The sequence below is a fragment of the Rhizobium sp. BR 362 genome, from assembly GCF_036528765.1.
Lineage (GTDB): Bacteria > Pseudomonadota > Alphaproteobacteria > Rhizobiales > Rhizobiaceae > Rhizobium.
In genome coordinates this window covers 1-20,496 of the sequence record NZ_JARWGH010000037.1, presented here as the reverse complement: position 1 = coordinate 20,496, position 20,496 = coordinate 1, and the positions used below count along the sequence as shown (strand labels likewise).

Genomic DNA, 20,496 nt, shown 5'->3' with positions numbered 1-20,496 from the left:
GTCGCGCTCTTTGTTGAAGATCAAAGAGCCATGCAAAGCGTGTGCCTAGAATGGCCGCATTCTAGCCAGTACTCCGTAGAAGGATTTCGCATGCAATCGGCACTTATTGAAAAATACGGCGATGAGCGCCTACCCCGCTACACTAGCTATCCGACATCGCCGTGTTTCTCCCCCAACGTTGACGATAGCACTTATGAGAATTGGCTTAGCGCTGTCTCGCTGGAGAAAGCGGCATCGCTTTACGTGCACATCCCGTTTTGTCCGTCGATATGCTGGTATTGCGGATGTCACACCACGAATGCGCGCAATAGCCGACCGATCGTCGACTACCTGCGGATGCTGCGCGAGGAAGTACGCCTCGTGTCCGCAAGGACCGGGGCGCCGGTTAGGATCGACCATCTGCATTTTGGTGGAGGAACGCCAACGACCATCGGGCCGAAGAAAATGTTTGAGCTTATTGAGCTTCTGCACAAGCAGTTCGAGTTCACCGGTTCGGCCCAAATCGCGTTGGAGATCGATCCGAGGACGCTAGATCAGGAGATGGCGACGGTTCTCGGGGAAGTAGGGGTGCACCGCGCTAGTATCGGGGTACAGACCTTTGATCCGACGGTCCAAAGGGCGATCAACCGCACCCAAAGTAAAGAACAGACAATGGAGGCGGTTTTTAAGCTGCGCCGGGCGCGCATCGCCAGCATCAATTTCGATCTTATGTATGGCCTGCCAAACCAGACGGTTCAATCCTGCATCGAAACGGCCAAGGCAGCGATCGAGATGCGGCCGGACCGTTTCGCAGTCTTCGGTTATGCGCATGTACCTTCCTTCAAGAAGCATCAACGGCTAATCGACGAAGCCGCTCTCGCCAATGCGCAAAGCCGTATTTCCCAGGCAAAGGCAATTTCGGAACACCTTGTTGCGGCAGGCTACCGCCGCATCGGGATCGATCATTTCGCCAGGCCGCACGACAGTTTAGCAACCGCGCAGACAGACGGGCAATTGCATCGCAACTTTCAGGGCTATACGACCGATGCTTGTGAGGCACTTATCGGCTTGGGTTCGTCAGCTATTGGCCGCATGCCAGGCGGCTATGTTCAAAACGAGGTACTTCCCAATCGTTACGGAAAGCGGATCGCATCCGGCCGCTTGGCCACAACGAAAGGCTGGCGCTTGTCGGCCGAAGATCGCCTGCGGGCAAGTATCATCGAACGCCTGATGTGCGACTTGCAGGTCGACGTCCCCGCGTTGGCCGTCACATACGGTTTTGACCCACACGCGCTTCTTAACGGCAACCCCAGGCTCTCGATGCTCGAGAGCGACGGAATAATCGAAAACGCGGGCGGCATCATTCGTTTGCGAGAAGACGGGCGCTTCCTGATCCGCGCCGTTGCAGCAGCTTTCGATGCCTATGTGAGGGAATCGGGGCGCCATTATAGCAAGACGGCCTGAGGTTTCTCTTTGCAACAATGCAACGGGAGCCCTTCGGCATGTTATACCGCCGGCAAACCATCTCGTCTTAAGCGACTTGCCGGCCGGCTGGATGAAGAGTTGTTAACAGCCATCTTGCGGGATACCACAGACGAACGCAGATGGAACTCAATACTAATTGGCCGCAGCTCTTCGAGCGAGAGCCATAACGTAGTCATCTGCGATGTCGGCCAAGGTCAAAGCGACCTCCGGCTCCTTCCAACCGGCAGCGACGGCCGTCAGCACGAATTCACGGAATGCCACGGAAAGCACCTCCTCGCCCTCGATGACGCGATATGGATTATTCGCGGCATGTTGAGGGGCGCTGATCTGTATTGTTGTGGGTAGATGAGGTTCCATGAGACGTCCCCTGAAGGTTGACTTGTTGTAGACCTGTCCTGCATTTCTCTCTTAACTGCACTGCGATTATGCTTATTTTCTAAAAGATTAACCGTGACGTGTCGTTAGCCACGCATCCCGAATTTTGCCGCAGCGTCCATTTTGTTTGCTGGTTCAAAATTTTTTCGTTTCAGGCATGGGTGCAGTGTCTCGGCGCTTCGGCTCCCAATGCGCGATGTTGTTTAGGGCACCTCTAGGCCTCTTTACTCCGATCCATCGCCTGGTTCAGCTTAGCATTACAGTTGCGCATTTATCCATGGTCTGAATCTATAGGTCTCCATGATTCGGAGGTCATGGATGATCGGTGCATCAATCGAGACGACGCTGGAGCTTTGGGCATCCTCACTGCGCGAGGTGAAGGGTCGTATGAGCGGATTGTTTACGCAGGAGCGCGTTGCCGCATCGGCAAACCTTTTTCTGGACGGCTTGCTGGGTGACGAGCGGCGCAAGACGGGATGGATGCGCGCGGAAGCGGCTGGCGATCCCGGCCCGTGGCGGCAGCAGGCGATTTTGGGCCGGGGACACTGGGATGCGGATGCTTTGCGCGACATCGTTCGTGTCTATGCGCTTGAGACACTGGCTGATCCTGATGCAGTCCTGGTGATCGACGAGACTGGTTTTCTGAAGCAGGGCAAGGCGTCCTGCGGGGTTGGTCGGCAATATACTGGATCGGCGGGCAAGATCACCAATTGCCAGATCGGCGTGTTCGCATCGTATGTCTCCCGGCATGGTCATGCCTTCATCGACCGGGCGCTCTATCTGCCGAAAGCCTGGACGGATGACCGGGATCGCCTGGCGAGAGCCCATGTGCCCGACAGTGTCAGCTTTCTGACCAAGCCGGCATTGGCGCTCACGATGATCGAGCGGGCGATCGCTTCGGATGCGCCATTTTCCTGGGTGGCTGCCGACAGTGTTTATGGCGTAGGCGACATCGAAATAGCACTCAAGCGAGCCGCCAAGGGCTATGTGCTGGGCGTGAACGCCAACCATCCCTTCCGCTCCTGGGGTAAGCCGCTTGCTGTGGCTGGCACGGCAAAGGACATCGCTAAAGCCTTGCCTGAGAATGCCTGGAGACGCCTGTCGGCAGGCGATGGCACCAAAGGCGCTCGGTTGCATGATTGGGTGTATCTCGAACTGGCCGATCTCGACGCCGATGTTTTCGACGCGGCATTCCCCGGTATCTGGACACGCGGACTGCTGATCCGCCGCAACATCGCCGATGGCGATCTTGCTTTCTTCTCCACATGGTGCCCGGTTGGCACGTCCATGGAAAAGCTGGTGACGGTGGAAGGCCATCGTTGGGCGATCGAAGATAGCTTCGAGACTGCCAAGAACGAGCTCGGTCTCGATCACAATGAGACCCGATCATGGCATGGCTGGCATCGCCACGTCTCTCTCGTCATGCTCGCATTCGCTATGCTGGCGGTGATCCGGTACCGCGCCAACGGTGCGACGCCCCAAAAAAGACCGAGGATGCCGACCATCAAGATCTGATCCGCTGGTCCGTCCAGGAGATCCGGCGCATCGCCACTAGGCTCGCCAAGCGTCGCATAAAGCCAGCCTACATCATCGCATGGTCATGCTGGAGGCGCGCCCATCAGGCTGCCGCTCGACGAGCTCACCTGAAAACTAAAATGCAACTGTAATGTTAGGATTCGCATGCAATAGAGTATCCCTCACCACTGCAGCACTATCCGCCCCGTTCTCGAAGACCGGCGACGCGTTCCACAGTCAGCCGACGATCACCACAAGCGCTATGCTGCCGATTCGCGCCTTCGATCCCCGATGCGATCAAGACTCTGCGGCGCGCGTGACCGCATGGGCTAGGACGGCTGGCGAGGGATAGCGGGCGGTGCCGAGCAGCAGGGTGACCCAATCTGGCTTCCATAGAGATCGAGCACGATCAGCCTCCTTGCATGGGTGTCAGTATCTCGATCCTGTCATAGTCGGCGAAAATATGTTCGTCGCGATCTTCGCGATGAACCAGTTCGCCGTTGGCGGCTGTTGCCAGCCAGTCGCCTTCATGGTCGAGTGCGGCCAAAAGCTGCGAAAGCGTCTTAGCGGCGATGGACTGCGTTTCGCCATTGATGATCAGGTGCATTGGAAACTCCTTTGCTTCGTCCGATCGGAAAAGACGAGATCGGCCGCTTCGGCCGCCATTGTGGGCGCCAGCAGAAAACCGTGGCGATAAAGGCCGTTCACGTGGATGACTCTGCCGTCCCGCATCACGCGCGGAAAATTGTCGGGAAAGGCCGGGCGGATGCCGGCGCCAGTTTCGACCACGGTGGCGTCCGCAAAGGCCGGATGCAGTGTATAGGCTGCGTTCAGCAGTTCCATCGTCGAGCGTGCGGTGATCGCCCCGTCGAATTCCGTCTCGATCATCGTCGCCCCGACCATAAACAGGCCTTCGCCGCGAGGGACGACATAGACGGGAAAGCGAGGATGCAGCAGGCGGATAGGGCTGGCGAGCATGACCTCCTCTGTATGCAGATAGAGCATTTCGCCGCGCACGCCGCGCAGATCGCGACTTTGCCCGATGCGGGCAGCACCGGTGCAATCAACGATATCGGGGAAATCGTCTTCGCTCACATCATCGCTAGTAAAGACGACGCCTGCTGCCGACAGCAGCTCTTTCAACGTCCGTAGCGCCTGACGGGGGTTCAGATGAGCTTCATGTTGGAAGAACAGACCCCTGCGAAAACGCTGTGCAAGGGCGGGATCCAGCTCGGCTATGCCATCTTCGTCCAACCATTCATACCCAGACGTACGGGCCGCAAAGCGGCCGAGTTCGCCCGAATCCCGCTGAGGTGCGGCGACCAGTGTCCCTTTATGAATGACTTGGCCGGGCACGACGGCATCCCACCATTCCACGGCCATTTTCCCCAACGTCATTACTCTCTCGTCGGCGTTTACCCGCTCGCACCAGGGCGCCAGCATGCCGCCGGCGAGCCAGGATGCAGAGCGCCCGAATCCAAGATGCGGGTCGGAGACTGTTACGTGAGCGCCGCGCGCGCACAGTTGACGTGCTACTGTTAGGCCGGCAATTCCGGCGCCCTTAACGAGAACCCGCAATGTCATGCTCCCATAGGCATATAGAGATCGCCCCCTTACGGGCATTTGCGACTACGTAATCCAGCCCCTCCTTTTGCGCCTCGGCGTCGATGTCGTGCGATATTCGTACGAGCAGAATTCGGGCCGCACCTGGATACGAGGCTCAAGTGAACTCTTTGGGTGCTCGGCGGTGCTGTGACTTGCTTGCGAATTTGTCCATTTCTCAAGTTACTCCACTTCGAGTTGACCTTGATCTTCTCATAAAGTTGATGACCAAGTCGGCATGCACGTACCCAGCATCACTAACGCCAACGCCATCCAAACGCTGGTCGAGCCTTGGATGACGCAAGTCGCTAAACACCAAGCGATTTTATGAGGGCCTAGAAACGATAGGTTACGCCCGCGCCAAGCAGCCATGGATCGAGCCTGGCCTTGCCGCTGACGTTGGCCCCGCCGACGTTGGCGTCGAAATCAGGCCTTAGGAAGATCTTTTTGGCGTCGACGTTCACACCCCAGTGATCGTCGATCATATAGTCGAAGCCGGCCTGGAGCGCGACACCGAAGGAGTTCTTGACATCAAGGCTGCGAGCACTTTTTCCCGACTGGTTGTAAAACAGCGTATAGTTGAGGCCGGCGCCGACATATGGCCGAAAAGCGCCAAGGTCGGTGAAATGGTATTGTAGGGTGAGCGTTGGCGGCAGCAGCCAAGTCTTGCCGATCTCGCCGAGCGCTGAAATCGAGCCGCCGCCATGCACCTTAGCGTAGGTTGTGCCCAGGATGAGTTCAGCGGCGATATTCTCGGTGAAGAAATACGAGATGTCGAATTCCGGCACGACCGTGTCCGAAAAGGAAAGATCCGAACCCGGCAAGCCGTCGACGCGCCCAGAGTCAGTAGTGATCACACCAAGCGCGCGCAGCCGCATCTGCCATGGGTTTCTGTTGGCTGCCGCGGGAATGGGAGCCCTACTTGGTGGTGTCGTCAGATCGGCAGCGTGCGCGGTGCTCACGATACCCAATATTGCAGTAGCGATGATGACCCGTATGATGTCCTTGGAAGTCATTCTTGTCTCCTTCGATCTGAAATTCGTGAATCGAGGAGCAGTAACATCGGCTGGCACGTCAGGATTTGAGGCGGCTCAACTAAAGAAAATTGGACTGCCTGTCGCAGACAAACCCTGGCCTTGTGTGGCAATTTCGCAACGTTTCAGTCACTTGAATGACGTTTGGCATGAGACGTGTTGGATTATCCGGGCAGAAAGCCTCGCGCAATTCAACGCGGTTTCGAATCGTCATTTCGGAAAAACCTCTTCGTGTAAGACCGTCTGTGGATTCCAGGCAGTTGGGAATTTAGCAGTTTCGTCGGGTCATCTGCACTGGCGCTTGTCGATTGTTGCGCCCCCTCGGGCGCATTATCCTCACTCACTAAGATGCGCCACGAAGCCCCTTCCAAATCATCATACTGTCCGCTCTTTAGCGACCACAGAAAGCCTCCCAGCCCGAGCGTACCCATGAACAATGCCAGCGGGATCAAATAGATCAGCATATTCATATGGACCCTCCTGCTGAGGCTGCATGTTTGCCATCATGCCTAAGTTGCTCCCGCCGATTCCAGTGGTTGAGTCGCAATGCATTCGTCACGACGATCAGCGAAGACGACGACATGGCGACGGCGGCGATAAGCGGCGTCGCATAGCCCGCGATAGCGATGGGAACAGCGAGCACATTGTAACCGATGGCAAGGGCGAAGTTCTGACGGATCAAAGCTGCCGCGCGCCGCGCGACGCAGATCGCCTCCGGAACCGCGTCGAGACGGTCATTCAGGAAAACCAGGTCTGCCGCCTGTCGGCCAATGTCGGACGCAGTCGCGGGAGCCATCGACACATGCGCCGCCGTAAGTGCCGGCGCATCGTTGATGCCGTCACCAACCATCATGACCTTGTTGCCCGCCTCGGCCAAGCGTGTGCACTCTTCCACTTTCTGTTTCGGATCCAATTCCGCAATCCAGCGATCCACATGCAATAGCCGCGCTGTCGACTCGACGACGGCTTGCCGATCGCCAGACAGGATCATCGTCTGCAGCCCTGCAAGACCGAGCTGACGAATGGCTACGGCTACTCCGGGGCGAAGCGTGTCTTCGAAATAGAATCGGGCAAGTGCGATACCGTTCCTCGACAGAACGACCTCGGAGAGCGAGTCATCCGCTTCTTTTTCTTCTCGGGGCGGGATCGAACAAGCGAACTCCATATGGCCGAGACGATATAGCCCCCTGGCGGTTTCGACTTCCAGGCCCGCGCCCGGTATCTCGACGACGCTGTCGAACCGTTGCCCCTTGCCGCCGGCACTCCGCAGCAACGCCTGAGAGAGCGGATGGCGGGAATGCGCAGCAATTCCGGCCGCGATCGCCCTTTCCTCCGACCCCACATCCACCATCTCGACGAGCCGCGGCTGGCCCATCGTCAACGTGCCGGTCTTGTCAAACGCGACGGCATCGATTTCCGCGAGACGCTCCAAAGCGGAGCCGTCCTTGATCATGATGCCGCGGCGAAACAGGTTGCCTGCGGCAACAACCTGGACGACCGGCACTGCTAGACCAAGCGCGCAAGGACAAGTGATGATCAGCACCGCGACGGCGACAAGCATGGCATGCTTCCAATCTCCACCAAGGGAGCCCCAGGCAAGAAAGGAAAGCAGCGCAAGTAAATGAACCGCCGGAGCGTAAAGGCCGGCTGCACGATCCGCGACCCTGCGATAGCGCGCCCTGCCTCCTTCTGCTGCCTCCATAAGGTTGATGGTTTCCGCAAGCAGCGAGTTTTGCGCCGTCTTCGTCGCGCGAATGGTCAATGACGCCATGAGGTTCATCGCACCAGATCTCACCTCCGCGCTGTTCGCGACAGCAACTGGTATACTTTCGCCCGTGACAATAGAGAGATCCAGCTCGCTCGTACCTGCGGTCACGGCGCCGTCGACGGGGATGCGTTCGCCGGCAGCGATGAAAACATGATCACCGATGCTGATATCTTCAATCGCGGTGTAGCGCTTGCTCCCATCGGCAGCTATCACCAGCGCGCCGCGTGGCGCAAGTCTCGCCAGGCTGTTGACCGCGGCTCGCGCCTTTTGCCGCATGATGTGGTCGAGCGTGCGGCCAATGAGCAGGAAGAACAGCAGCGACACGGAGGCGTCAAACCATGCATGCTCTCCGTGATGGATCGTCTCCCACAACGATACGGCATAGGAGAGCGTGACAGCGAGCGAAATCGGCACATCCATGTTGGTGCGCCCATTCTTCAAGGCATTCCAAGCCGATCGAAAAAAGAAACGGCCGCCATAAATTAGGGCCGGCGCTGTAATCATCGCGGAAATCCAATGAAACAGGTCTCGCGTTGCTGCATCTGCACCGGACCAGACCGATACCGAGAGCAGCATGATATTGGCTGCGGCAAAGCCGCAGACACCAACGGCCAAGAGCAATTGATTGCGCAGACTATTCGTCTGGGGCGCGGCGGGAGTGAAAATATGCGCCCGGTACCCGGCTTCGGTGATCGCGGACAGAATACCCGACGGATCGACGACAGCATTATCAAGGTGCTCGACATAGGTGCAACTGACCCGCCGCGCAGTCAGGTTGACCCGGGCGCGCGTTACATAGGGTAACCTGCATAAGGACCGTTCAATGGTCGAAATGCAAGCGCCACAGTGCATATCGGGAACGCTGAGGTCCAATTGACGAAGGCCCTCCCCCAGCGGATGGCTGGCGAGGACGATCTCCTCGGCACTGGCGCAGCTATTGCTCGTTGTCATGACGCTTTCCGCGTCCATCGTGCAGCAGGTCATTGTCCAAACTCCGCCGTGTCGATGCGCCTAACCTCATGCATTACCGTGACACCGTCTCTGCGCGAGACGGTTTCCACGATCCAGTCGCCTCCCTCAATGCGATGTTTCGCTTCGAAATGGCCTTCGCTTGTCTTCGTCAGTGCAAGCGCGAAGTCCTCCCGGTCGCCCACGGGCCTTCTGAACGTCAGCGTCACGTCGTCAACCACCGCCGGCGACCCGTCACGGTTATGAATATCGTACTGAATGACATCGCGGCGCAGTAACAGATCGCCCGAAATGCCGCTGCTCGCCATAGCACGCATGGCGGCGGCCTTGCCGTTGAATTCCTGGCTTGCCACATAGGTATTTTCCACCACAAGCCCGCTCCAGCTCGTGGAAGCGAGAACTGCCATCGTCACGTTCACTCCGATCACCACGGCGAAGAACGCAACAATGACGATCAGCATATGGCGGCCGGTGAAGGGACCTCCGGTGATAACTTGGCTTCTCATTTCGGCGCTCCCGGCACGTTGAAGGCGGCCCGGTGCGTAGCCCGATCCGCATGATTTTCGTCCTCTATGACGAACAGGAATTCCTTGATTGTTTCCGGCTTGGCCTTTTGCGTGACGAACACTTTGAGCGAGGTGGCCGCGTCCGGATCCACATCGACGGTGAAGTGCCGGCCTTCCTCCTTCGAGAGTTCGGGGATCTTCATCGTCGCTCCCTCCGCGCCGTCCAGTCGGATATCGATTCTCCTCGGCATCGGCACCATATTGAGCACGCGAAGCGTATAGCCGTTGCGGATCGATCCATCGGACTCCAGGACATATTGCGGATTGCGGTCGTGAACCACGTTCAGTTCCAGCCGCTCCCGGAGCGCCAAATGCACGAGCATCGCCACCCCGATCGCTGCCCAAACAGCCGCATAGAAAAGAACGCGCGGCCTGAAGATCACGCGCCAGTTGAAGTGCTGGATATTCTCGATGAAGTCGCCATCGGCGTTTCGCACGAGATGCGGTTGCACAGGGCTCGCGCCACCATTCGTCGCCAGGTTCATGTTCGCGGCATACTCGCTTAGCGTCGCATAGGAGATCACGCCGCGTGGCTTATCGAGCTTATTCATCACACCGTCGCAGGCGTCGATGCACAAGGCGCAGGTGATGCATTCCATTTGCTGACCGTCGCGGATATCTATCCCCATCGGACAGACGGCAACGCAAGCGTTGCAGTCCACGCAATCGCCGGTAGCCAGGCCCGCCGCTTGGGCTTTTTTGGCGTGACGGGAGCGCGGCTCACCGCGCCAGTCGTTGTAGGTCACGACGAGGGAATTTTCGTCCAGCATCGCGCCCTGGATGCGGGGCCACGGACACATGTAGGTGCAGACCTGTTCCCTCATCAGCCCGCCAAGAATGTAAGTGGTCGAGGTGAGAAGGGCGACCGTGGCATAGGCGACGGCCGGCGCCTGGCCCTTGAATAAGGCAACAGCAAGGGATGGCGCATCCGCGAAATAGAAGATCCATACGCCGCCTGTGAGGACGCCGATAAGAACCCATATGCCATGTATGGCGACCCGCTTTGCAATCTTGTCCGGTGTCCAGGGACTCGCATCGAGTTTCATGCGCGCGTTGCGATCACCTTCGATCGCGCGTTCCACGACAAGGAAGACATCGACCCATACCGTCTGTGGACAGGCATAACCACACCATGCCCGCCCCACCGCCGACGTTACGAGAAACAGGCCAAAGCCAGCCATGACAAGCAGACCGGCCACATAGAAGAACTCCTGTGGCCATATCTCGATGAAAAAGAAGAAGAAGCGACGAGAGGCGAGGTCGATGAGAATCGCCTGGTCGGGCGCATATGGACCTCGGTCCCAGCGAATCCACGGAGAAAGATGGTAGATGCCGAGCGTGATCAGCATGACGATCCATTTGAATCGCCGGAACCGACCCTGCGCTCGCTTTGGAAACACTTTCTTTCGCGCGGCATAAAGCGGCTGACGGTTGCGCCGGACACCAACGTCGTCGGCGCCTGTCCGTTCGATGCGATCGTCACCTGTCATGGGAGCTATGGTGAGGATCATCGCATACCATCCTGTTGATGATCCTCATCCTGCATTTGACGAACCAAGCGTTCTCGACGCAAGTCCGGGAGAGAAAAAGCAAGCCTATCGGCTCAATCAAAAGGAGAGCCACACTCCGGGAGGGGGGTGTGGCCCGGAGGAACTACGAGCCACAGCACGAAGGGACGTCCTCCAGGCCCGGAGAATAGCAGCTTGCTAGCTTGCGATCGTTGAGTGAAATCAAAACGCTGCTAACTTTTTCAGTTCTACGAGCAAGTTTTCTGGCTGTCCGAACGCAACCGCATTGCGTAGAGAGACAAGATCGTGATCGACTGCTGACCGTATCGCCATCAGGCCAGGGCACCGAATCCGGGTTAACGGGTGAGCGCTCCGAGGATTGTTTGTAGATATTCGGTATTCCATCCGGCGCGTTTTCTGCGGAGCTTGATGGATTTCTTGTCGGCGACGGCACGCACGAGATTGATGGCGAAGTGTCTGACGATGGCCATGTTGTGGGCACCATGGCCCTTGCGCAGTCGGGATTGGTCGTCGCGGAAGACGACGTCGAGCGTCCAGTGCAGCGCATTTTCGATGAGCCAGTGACCGCGGACGGCCTGGGCGGCGGTCTTTGCGTCGAGACTGGCCGAGGAGATGAAGTAGCGGGTATCGAACCGGCAGCGATCCTTCAACTCGGTGCGGGACTGGACGCGGATCAGCGTCCTTGCGCCGGGCAGGCGCAGTTCGCCGGGAAAGCGCCGGCCTCCTGTCAGCCAATCGGTCTCGCTCGAGACGGTAACGAACCGCTGCTCGATGCGGCCATGGCCCTTGTCGACATCGATATCAGTGTTGAGCGCCCCGTCCGGTGCATCCTCGAAATAGCGTTGCATTTCGGCGCGCAACGTCGGCTGATTGGCCTTGACCGCCAGCAGGTAATCGGCCCCCTGACCGGCAATGGCGGTGGCGATGGTTGGGTTGGTGGCGATCGCATCGATCGACACGATGGCGCCGGCAAGTCCGCCATTTGCGCCAAGCCTTTCCAGAATAACCGGAATTGCCGTCGTCTCGTTGCTCTTGGCATCGACCGCTTCCTGCGCCAGAACCAGCCGCCGGGTCGTCGCATAGGCCGAAACCAGATGTAGCGCCGCCTTGCCCGCGCCGCGGTCATGGCTGCGGCGCGAGGTCTTGCCGTCGATGGCAATGAAATCCGGCTTGTCGGGCCAGCTTTCGCGCACCCAGTCGGTGAAGGCGGCCGAAAACAGCGCCGGATCGATCCGGTTCATCAGGATCGTCAACCAACGCCCGCCCGGAACCCCATGATCATAGGGCAGAAAGCGGCGCAGGAAATCCAGATGCTGTTCGCCCCATTCCGAAATCAAATCATAATCTTCACAGTCGCAGATCGTGCCGCAAACCACCAGAAACAGCACTTCCCGCAACCGGTAGGCGACACGCCAGGGATCGCGAACGTCCTCGATCTCACCGAGATGATCGAGCAACAGCTTCAATCGCGACTTCTCAAATCCCTCCAATGCCACAACGTTCATCACCATGCCCTCCGAATCATCGAGGCCATAGGGAATCAGACTTCTGGCAAGCGGGAAATCGCGTTAACCCGAGTTCGGCACCCTGGCCATCAGGCCATAAAGATTGTGATGCACGTGAATTCGTGATTTTTCTTTTCTATTTTCCACCGCCCAAGGAATGAACAAACACCGTCAACTCCTTCACGGTGGTTTCGCCCAGCCGGGCAGACCAAGCTGGCATAACGCCGTGTTTGGGCAGGGTCACCTGGCGGATGATCGCTTGCTCCCCTCGCCCCTTAAGCCAGATCGCGTCGGCGAGATTTGGTGCGCCAAACTCCTGTTTTCCCCTGTCGTCTTCGCCATGACAGACGGCGCAATTGTCGAGGAATACCTGCTTGCCGGCGTCGGCCGCTGCCGGATCGGAAACTGTGTTGGTCAAGGCCCAAATGTAAGCGGCTACCTGGCGTATCTGGGTGCGTTCGAGTACATCACCGAAGGCGGGCATCTCAGAGACATGCGTCTCGGGATCGGCATCGAAGCGGATGCCATGAGCGATTGTCTGTTGAATGGCGGGAAGACTGCCGCCCCATAGCCAATCGTCGTCGTTTAGATTGGGAAACCCCGGAGCGCCGGTGGCACCGGAGCCATGACACGGCGCGCAATTGACCTTGAAGGCCGAGGCGCCGCCTGCAATTGCAAACTCACGCAGCGTTGGGTCGGCATCGATTTCTTCAACGGATTTCGCGGCGATCAGAACATCGAGGCGAGCCTGCTCAATCTTGGCGTTGTTCATTTCGTGCTGCAGTTCAGCCCGGCTTGAGAACCCGATCAGTCCTTTGGTGGTATCCCTGATCAGGGGTATGGAGGGATAGGCGATGGCATAGCCGACGGCCCAGAGGATCGTGGCATAGAATGTCCACACCCACCATCTGGGCATGGGATTGTTGAGTTCGCGGATGCCGTCCCACTCATGGCCCGTTGTTTCGACGCCGCTGAGTTCGTCTATAGGTTTGTCCGACATCTCAATCGTCCTTTAAAGGTATGTCAGCGGCTTCGTTGGCGCCTTTTTTGCTGCCTGGCCGGAGCGTGAAGGCTATAGCCCCCACGAAAAACAAGGCCAGTGCGAGGAGCCCCCAACTGTCGGCGAAGTGACGCATTGCAGTGTATGTTTCCACGGAGGCACCTCAGCGATAGCCGGTGGCATCGTCGTAAGTCGAGAAATCAACCAGCGTTCCGAGCATTTGCAGATATGCGACGAGCGCGTCCACCTCGGTCAGCCTGGCGGCATCGCCATCGAAATCGCCGACCTTCGCTTTCGGATATCGCGCCAGCAGATCCGTCGTATTTGCGTTTGGATCGGCTTGCGCCCGCATGTCGGCTTCCGCATTCGCCAGCATGTCTTGGCTATAGGGTACGCCGACATCCTCGTTCGCCTTGAGATCCATGCCGATATCCTTAACCGTGACCTCCCTCTCCTTGAGAAAGGCGTAAGTAGGCATGATCGACTCCGGCACCACCTCGCGCGGGTTGGACAGATGCTGGACGTGCCACTCATTGGAATAACGACCGCCGACACGCGCCAGATCCGGTCCCGTGCGCTTCGAGCCCCACTGGAACGGATGGTCATACATGGACTCGGCGGCGAGCGAATAATGGCCGTAACGCTCCACTTCGTCGCGGAACGGTCGGATCATCTGGCTATGGCAGAGATAGCAGCCTTCGCGGATGTAGATATTGCGCCCGGCCAGCTCGAGAGGCGTGTACGGGCGCATGCCTTCCACCTTCTCGATCGTGTTCTGGAGATAGAACAGCGGCGCGATCTCGACGATGCCGCCAATGCTGACCACCAACAGCGACCCGACAAGCAGAAGGGTGGCATTTTTCTCGATGATCTGGTGTTTGGCGAGTATTGACATGTTTCTCTCACTCGGCGGCCTTGGCGATGAAAGCGCTGGGGATCGCGGCTTCGTCGCGCTGGCGGCCCCGGATGGTCATTGCGACGTTCCAGGCCATGATCACTCCCCCTGCCAGATAGAGAGCACCACCGACGGCGCGCAGAAGATAATAGGGGAACATCGCAGCCACGGTCTCTGCGAAGGAATAGACGAGGAAACCCTGACTATTGTATTCGCGCCACATCAGGCCTTGCTGGATGCCGGCGACCCACAGCACCGCGGCGTAGATAACGATGCCCAGCGTGGCGAGCCAGAAATGCCAGTTGACCATACGGAGGCTGTAAAGCCGCTCGCGCCCCCAGAGCTTTGGCGTCAGGTAGTAGATGGCGCCGAACGTGATCATGCCGACCCAGCCGAGCGCGCCGGAATGAACGTGACCGATGGTCCATTCGGTATAGTGACTGAGCGAGTTGACCGTCTTGACCGACATCATCGGGCCTTCGAAGGTCGACATGCCATAAAAGGCGATCGCGACGATCATCATGCGGATGATCGGGTCGGTACGGATCTTGTCCCAGGCGCCCGAAAGAGTCATCAGACCGTTGATCATGCCGCCCCAGGAAGGCATCCACAGCATCACCGAGAAGACCATGCCCAAAGTCTGCGCCCAATCGGGCAATGCCGTGTAATGCAGATGATGCGGACCAGCCCAGATGTACATGAAGATCAGGGCCCAGAAATGGATGATCGACAGGCGATAGGAATAGATTGGGCGGTTCGCCTGCTTCGGTACGAAATAGTACATCATGCCAAGGAAGCCGGCGGTCAGGAAAAAGCCGACGGCGTTGTGGCCGTACCACCATTGTGTCAGGGCACCCTGCACGCCCGAAAATAGCGAATAGCTCTTTGAGCCAAGGAAAGACACCGGCATCGCGAGATTGTTGACGACATGCAGCACGGCGATGGTGACGATGAAACTCAGATAGAACCAGTTCGCGACATAGATGTGCGGCTCCTTGCGCTTCAGGATCGTTCCCAAAAAGGTGACAAGATAGGCGACCCAGACAATGGTGAGCCAGATGTCGACATACCATTCGGGCTCGGCATATTCGCGAGCCTGCGTGATCCCGAGAACATAGCCGGTCGCGGCCATGACGATGAAAAGTTGATATCCCCAGAACACGAACCAACCGAGATTGCCGCCGAAGAGCCGGGCTCGGCAGGTGCGCTGGACGACGTAAAAGGAGGTCATTATCAACCCGTTGCCGCCGAAGGCGAAGATGACGGCAGAGGTATGAAGTGGGCGCAAGCGACCAAAATTGAAATACGGCGCGACGTTCAGATCCGGATAGGCAAGTTGCAGGGCGATCACGACACCGATCAGGAAGCCGATCACCCCCCAAAAGACGGTGGCAATCAATCCATAGCGGATGACCTCGTCAAAATAGGCTCCGTTTTTGGGTTTGGCGCTCACTGTCACGGGGGAAAAATCAATTCGCCGCAGAAGCAGTACCGTGCCCGCTAGCAAACAGAAGAACAGTATCCCCATGTGGGTTGCAAAAAGCTGGTCATGAGCGACCCCCGCGCCGACCAGTGCCAAAAAAGCCCCGACCGCAACCAGCATGGTTTCAGCGGTGTAATTCATGTCATGCTTCCCGATGTACAGACGACCACGCCAAAGGCGGCCGCCTTTCTCGCCACTTTTGGGAACTATTCGCACGTGACGGGCACTCAGTCCTTGATCTCTCTCAACGAACGCCGCGATTTTGTTTGATGATCACCTGATTGCATCCAACTGCGCTTTGATCACCCGCGGATGAGGCGCCCCTCGAGTGCCGCAGCGACTTCGTCCGCGCGCGGATGGACACCGGCGCGCGGGCTTGACGTAGAAATTGATCAAAGATTGCTCGATCTCAAGGAATGTCAGCCCGTTCGCGCCTAAAGCTTCGGGCGGACAATTAATCGGGCTATCGCGAAAGGAGATCAGAAATGGGTTTGAAAATCTGTCCGATCGTCGCAACGGCGATGCTGACCGCATCAGCGATGCCACTGATGGCGGCGGACCACCAAATCCGGATGTTGAACAGGGGCACGGACGGCGCAATGGTTTTTGAGCCAGGTTTCACGAAGATCGCACCAGGCGACACGGTGACGTTTATTCCGGTTGATAAGGGACACAATGTCGAAACGTTCAAAGGTTTGATCCCAAAAGGCGCACCGGAGTTCAAATCTAAAGCGAACGAGGAATATCGCGCAAAACTCGATATGCCCGGGGCCTATGTGGTGAAATGCACGCCGCATATGAGCTTGGGCATGGTGGCCCTCATTCAAGTTGGCGACAGCCCCACCAATCTCGATGCCATCAAGACTGCAACCGTTCCAAATCTCGTGCGCAAGCGCCTTGACGCCGACCTCGCGCAGATTGCCGAATAGTGCCGGCCGCAGGAGAAAGGAGCATGCAATCATTTGCAAATTCCTTGAGGGAAGCCATCGGCAAAGGCGACCTCAAGGCGTATGTATACAGCTACCCCCCAAAACGGACATATAAAGAGCTTGAAAACATTCGATTGAGCGATGTGTGGGATTCAAACGACCAGGCGCCGGTAGCGTTATACATACATGTGCCATTTTGCCGATATAGGTGCACCTATTGCACGCTCTTTCTGACCACGCGGCACACGGAGGATCTTATTCGACGTTATGTCGAAAAGATCTGCTGGCAGATAAGCCTTTATGCAACATTTGCCGGTCACAGATCTGTCGCATCGGTCTATATCGGCGGCGGAACCCCAACTCTCCTGCCCATCGATCGGCTGGCCCAGATTTTCTCTTCCGTTCGAGATGGCTTTCCAAATATCGACCGTTCGACCGAGGTGTGCGTCGAAGGATCTCCCGACACTGTGTCGGGGGAACTGCTTGATTTTTTGAAGAACCAAGGCGTGAACCGGATCAGCATGGGAATCCAAACGATGGATTCCGTCGAACTGAGAGCGTCCGGCCGCCCATATCAGGTTTCTGTGTCGATTTCGTCCATTGAAGCAGTTCGCAAGCGTTTCGATAACTTCAATCTCGACTTGATCTACGGCCTCTTCCGTCAAACGCCGGAAAGTTGGAAGCGCTCGCTGGAGCAGATTTTGTCCTTTCGGCCAACAACCGTTTCGCTTTATCCGGCGATCAGCCGGCCGCTCACTGCTATGCAAAAGCAGCAGCGATCTCGACCGCAAGAATATGTGGAAGACCGCCTCAAATATGAGATCTACGACAGCAATGTCGATTTTATGCAGGACAATGAGTATCGACAGGAATCTTTCACCCGTTTTACCTGCCTTCCAGAAGGCACCAGCGCCTACGGCCAGGAAACCTCTGACTTCCTCGGTGTTCCGATGATAGGCATCGGAGCAGGCGCGCGAAGTTATAACGGGAAATATCACTACAGCCTCGACTATGCCGTCGCGCTGAAGAATGTCGGCAAAGCCATCGACGATTATATACATCTCGAGATGACTAGTCGGAATTTGCTGAAATACGGAGTTATATTAGACGAATCCGAAGAACGGTTGAGATATTTTATACTTAACCTTACGCTCAACCAGCTTTCAGAAGCAGATTATTCACGACGATTCGGACGGGACCTCCGCGCCGATTTTTTGGAGGTGATAGATGCTCTGGAAGTCGAAGGCTGCATCGATTTGCGGGGCGATGGCGCCATTCCCCTGACCCGGAAAGGTTACAAGTACAGCAACCTGATAGCGCATCATCTCTTCTCGGACCACGTGAAAATCCGTGAAGAAAGGTACGTTCCTAAATGAAAAACAGCGAGCGGTTTTGGGAACGAGGCTATTCGGATCCCAACGTCTGGACGATGGGCGGGCCAAGCGTCGAAGTCTATGAGATAGAACAGCAACTGCCAAGAAACGCAATGGTCGTCGACCTAGGATGCGGCGAAGGCAGGAACGCTCTCTTTCTTGCATTCAGGGGGCATGCGGTAACTGCATTGGAACCGTCATCGAGCGCGGTCAGAAAACTGCGATCGGTTGCAGACGAACATTCGTTGAATATCGATGTGATCGAAGGGAGAATCGAGGATTTCGTCCCTGATGAGAGATACGACCTGGCTTTGGCACACTCGTCGTTGCACTTTGTGACCAAGGATGTGTGGGTTCCGTTGATCAACGAGTTGAGACAACGGACCAACGAGGGTGGATTTCACAATTTTACATCGATCATCGGGACTTCCCGGTATCCGGTCCCGTACGAGTGCCGGCACGCGAATTCATTTGATCGGGGCGATCTCGACTCACTCTATGCAGACTGGCAGGTACTACGCTCTGATTTTTACGCGAAATGGGATTCCCATCCCGGGATTGCGACGCATGTCCACGCCGTAGAAAAGTTCCTCTCTAGAAAGGCAGGACCCGACGGCCCTTTGCCATTCACCAAAGTCGACCTGTCGAACAGCGACGCTCTGCCTGGCGATTTGTTCGAAAAGATCCCGCTCGGGATCCACGTTGAGGACCTCAGACTGTTATGCAACCGGCCGACGACGGTCAATCGGATCGAAATGCCCGGACTGAACCTTACCTCGCCAATCGAACTGACCCGCGGCTATGCTGTTGAAGAGTGGTTCTTTGGCAAGCATGCGCTTCAATTCACGCAAGGCGTGCTGACGGGCAAGTACGAGTACTTTACGCAGCCGATCTCGTTGCAAACTGTTCCCAGGGCGTCCAATCGGTATGAGGCAGGAGCCCATCTCGGCCCGCAAAAAACTGATTGAAGTCAGGGCATACGAGGACTGATGAGAGCATGGGGCAGAGCTGGTGGAAAAGAGACCGCGCAAGCGCCGGCCAATCCAGCGCAGTTGGCGGTATGAATCGAATTCTCGTACTCACTACTGCTGTGTTTATCACAGGATTGGCCGAGAACGTTTTCATCGGGGTGCTGCCGAATGTAGCCGGCAGCCTTGGAGTAGGCGAGTCCGAAGCAAGTATCCTCATTTCAGTGTTCTCGGTCACCTACGCGTTCTTCGCGCCGATAGCTACACTGATTTCCTATCGCTTCGATGTAAAACCGACGCTCCTCGCGGCCATGTCAATCTTTGCAGGGAGCAATGTGCCGGTTGTGATCGGTGGATCGGGGCTGCTCCCAATAAGCGCCTCGAGGATCATCACGGCTATGGCTTGCGCGCAGATATCGGTATGCGCCGTCGGTTGTGCAGTTCAGATCGTCTCGGAAAGATATCGAGCTCGTGCCATAGCCTCCGTGTACCTTGGAATAAGCGGCTCGCTTTTTTTGGGGGTACCTCTGGGCGTGTGGATTACACATTTGATTGGTTGGCGCCGCCGTAGGCCTTGCAATGATTGGCCTATCTGTCGTCGCTATATGGCTTGTAATCGTCGTGCTACCGAATGTCGGGTCGCCGAGCAAGCGCTCGCCTTTTGGCAAACTGTATCTAGGGTCCGGACTCACTACAGCCACCAGATGACGGCTGCGGCGAGAGCGACGGCACCCATGAAGTTTTTGATGTTGCGATCGAAGCGGGTGGAGAGGCGACGCCAATCCTTGAGACGGCAGAACATGCGCTCGATGACGTTGCGCTGCTTGTAAACGGCGCGGTCGTACTCGTACTGGACCTTGCGGTTTCGACGTGGCGGGATCACAGCCTCGGTACCGCGCTCGTCGAGCCACTCGCGCAGAGCCTGGCTGTCATAGCCCTTGTCCGCGACGAGCTCCGCGGAGGGCGGCAGGGCTTCGATACACAGCCTTGCCACCTTGCAGTCATGGACGTTGCCGGGCGTCAGGAGCAGGACGTGAGGGCGACCTTTCGCGTCGCAGACGGCATGGAGCTTGGTGTTCCGTCCGCCTTTCGTGCGGCCGATACCATGAGCCAAGGCCCCCCTTTTCCGCCGCCTGCGCAGCGGTGGGCCTTGATGCAGCTACTATCGATGAACAATCGCTCCGGCGCATCTTCGGCGCCGGCGAGTGCGCTGAAGATGCCTTCCCAGATGCCGCGCTCGGACCAGCGAACGAAGCGATTGTAGAGCGTCTTCTTCGGTCCATAGACGTCGGCGCAGTCCGCCCAGCGGCCACCACATCGCAGGGCATGGACGATTCCGCTCAACACGCGACGATCGTCCACGCGCGGCTTGCCCCGCACATCCGTTGGCAGCAGCGGTTCGATCCGTTCCCACTGCGCATCGGAAAACCAAAAGAAATCAGACATCTCACCGCCCTTTCGTCGCGGCAATGAATCATGTCTCAGCGCTCAAGGAAAGCCAATTATGGGTCCGGACCCTAG

At 57.3% G+C, this 20,496-nt stretch carries 18 protein-coding genes and 2 pseudogenes; 6 read left to right on the top strand and 14 right to left on the bottom strand.

Annotated features, from left to right (window positions below; all coding sequences use genetic code 11):
- The first annotated feature begins 90 nt into the window (after positions 1-90).
- The gene (gene hemN, locus QDY28_RS26550; protein WP_004125924.1) at positions 91-1,443 is read left to right on the top strand and encodes an oxygen-independent coproporphyrinogen III oxidase; all 1,353 of its coding nucleotides are present in this window, start codon (positions 91-93) and stop codon (positions 1,441-1,443) included.
- 153 nt (positions 1,444-1,596) lie between these two features.
- On the opposite strand, the gene QDY28_RS26545 is transcribed toward hemN, so the two are convergent.
- Positions 1,597-1,821 carry a hypothetical protein gene (locus QDY28_RS26545; protein WP_004125917.1) on the bottom strand — a complete coding sequence of 75 codons (225 nt, stop codon included), beginning with the start codon at positions 1,819-1,821 and terminating at the stop codon, positions 1,597-1,599.
- A 318-nt stretch (positions 1,822-2,139) separates the two neighbouring features.
- On the opposite strand from QDY28_RS26545, the gene QDY28_RS26540 reads away from it, so the two are divergent.
- Positions 2,140-3,354 carry an IS701 family transposase gene (locus QDY28_RS26540; RefSeq protein ID WP_184805583.1) on the top strand — a complete coding sequence of 405 codons (1,215 nt, stop codon included), beginning with the start codon at positions 2,140-2,142 and terminating at the stop codon, positions 3,352-3,354.
- 409 nt (positions 3,355-3,763) lie between these two features.
- Here QDY28_RS26540 and thiS read toward each other — a convergent pair whose 3' ends face one another.
- The 12 genes and pseudogenes from thiS to ccoN all read right to left on the bottom strand — a co-directional run bounded on the left by thiS (position 3,764) and on the right by ccoN (position 15,846).
- On the bottom strand, positions 3,764-3,961 hold the full coding sequence (thiS, locus tag QDY28_RS26535; RefSeq protein ID WP_004125916.1) for a sulfur carrier protein ThiS: 198 nt from the start codon (positions 3,959-3,961) through the stop codon (positions 3,764-3,766).
- Positions 3,952-4,932 (bottom strand): glycine oxidase ThiO, encoded by a 981-nt coding sequence (gene thiO / locus QDY28_RS26530; RefSeq protein WP_184805581.1) that lies wholly within the window; start codon positions 4,930-4,932, stop codon positions 3,952-3,954. The genes thiS and thiO overlap by 10 nt, the downstream gene beginning before the upstream one ends.
- A gap of 359 nt (positions 4,933-5,291) precedes the next feature.
- Positions 5,292-5,972, bottom strand: coding sequence for an OmpW/AlkL family protein (locus QDY28_RS26525; protein ID WP_004125911.1), 681 nt, complete (start codon positions 5,970-5,972; stop codon positions 5,292-5,294).
- A gap of 347 nt (positions 5,973-6,319) precedes the next feature.
- Positions 6,320-6,460, bottom strand: a pseudogene (gene ccoS, locus QDY28_RS26520) (cbb3-type cytochrome oxidase assembly protein CcoS); the annotation flags it as partial.
- A complete protein-coding gene (locus tag QDY28_RS26515; protein WP_004125906.1) occupies positions 6,457-8,742 on the bottom strand; it encodes a cation-translocating P-type ATPase in 2,286 nt (761 codons plus the stop codon). The gene QDY28_RS26515 and the pseudogene ccoS, both read right to left, overlap by 4 nt.
- Entirely contained in the window at positions 8,739-9,233 is a 495-nt protein-coding gene (locus QDY28_RS26510; RefSeq protein ID WP_184805579.1) for a FixH family protein, read from the bottom strand. Before QDY28_RS26510 ends, QDY28_RS26515 begins: the two co-directional genes overlap by 4 nt.
- Complete coding sequence (ccoG, locus tag QDY28_RS26505; RefSeq protein ID WP_120764289.1) at positions 9,230-10,804, bottom strand: cytochrome c oxidase accessory protein CcoG; 1,575 nt, start codon at positions 10,802-10,804, stop codon at positions 9,230-9,232. The genes QDY28_RS26510 and ccoG overlap by 4 nt, the downstream gene beginning before the upstream one ends.
- Before the next feature lie 353 nt (positions 10,805-11,157).
- Positions 11,158-12,327 (bottom strand): ISAs1 family transposase, encoded by a 1,170-nt coding sequence (locus QDY28_RS26500; protein ID WP_028755415.1) that lies wholly within the window; start codon positions 12,325-12,327, stop codon positions 11,158-11,160.
- Positions 12,328-12,463: 136 nt separating this feature from the next.
- Complete coding sequence (ccoP, locus tag QDY28_RS26495; RefSeq protein ID WP_004125903.1) at positions 12,464-13,327, bottom strand: cytochrome-c oxidase, cbb3-type subunit III; 864 nt, start codon at positions 13,325-13,327, stop codon at positions 12,464-12,466.
- A gap of 1 nt (position 13,328) precedes the next feature.
- Positions 13,329-13,481 (bottom strand): CcoQ/FixQ family Cbb3-type cytochrome c oxidase assembly chaperone, encoded by a 153-nt coding sequence (locus QDY28_RS26490; protein WP_028755102.1) that lies wholly within the window; start codon positions 13,479-13,481, stop codon positions 13,329-13,331.
- A 9-nt stretch (positions 13,482-13,490) separates the two neighbouring features.
- The gene (gene ccoO / locus QDY28_RS26485; protein ID WP_004125901.1) at positions 13,491-14,222 is read right to left on the bottom strand and encodes a cytochrome-c oxidase, cbb3-type subunit II; all 732 of its coding nucleotides are present in this window, start codon (positions 14,220-14,222) and stop codon (positions 13,491-13,493) included.
- A gap of 7 nt (positions 14,223-14,229) precedes the next feature.
- Positions 14,230-15,846, bottom strand: a complete 1,617-nt coding sequence (gene ccoN / locus QDY28_RS26480; RefSeq protein ID WP_004125900.1) for a cytochrome-c oxidase, cbb3-type subunit I — start codon at positions 15,844-15,846, stop codon at positions 14,230-14,232.
- A gap of 344 nt (positions 15,847-16,190) precedes the next feature.
- Here ccoN and QDY28_RS26475 point away from each other — a divergent pair, with 344 nt between their 5' ends.
- The 4 genes and pseudogenes from QDY28_RS26475 to QDY28_RS31075 all read left to right on the top strand — a co-directional run.
- Complete coding sequence (locus tag QDY28_RS26475; protein ID WP_004125898.1) at positions 16,191-16,634, top strand: pseudoazurin; 444 nt, start codon at positions 16,191-16,193, stop codon at positions 16,632-16,634.
- Between the two features lie 23 nt (positions 16,635-16,657).
- Positions 16,658-18,010: an STM4012 family radical SAM protein gene (locus tag QDY28_RS26470; RefSeq protein WP_184805572.1), complete on the top strand. Its 1,353-nt coding sequence runs from the start codon at positions 16,658-16,660 to the stop codon at positions 18,008-18,010.
- Positions 18,007-18,975, top strand: a complete 969-nt coding sequence (locus QDY28_RS26465; RefSeq protein WP_004125894.1) for a class I SAM-dependent methyltransferase — start codon at positions 18,007-18,009, stop codon at positions 18,973-18,975. Before QDY28_RS26470 ends, QDY28_RS26465 begins: the two co-directional genes overlap by 4 nt.
- A 29-nt stretch (positions 18,976-19,004) precedes the next feature.
- Positions 19,005-19,526 (top strand): annotated as a pseudogene (locus QDY28_RS31075) (MFS transporter); the annotation flags it as partial.
- Positions 19,527-19,666: 140 nt separating this feature from the next.
- On the opposite strand, the gene QDY28_RS26460 reads toward QDY28_RS31075, so the two are convergent.
- Positions 19,667-20,421, bottom strand: a protein-coding gene (locus tag QDY28_RS26460; RefSeq protein WP_425349206.1) for an IS5 family transposase whose coding sequence is annotated in 2 segments (ribosomal slippage) — positions 19,667-20,077 and positions 20,080-20,421 — 753 coding nt in all. Because the reading frame shifts where the segments join, the coding sequence is not laid out codon by codon here.
- Positions 20,422-20,496 lie beyond the last annotated feature (75 nt).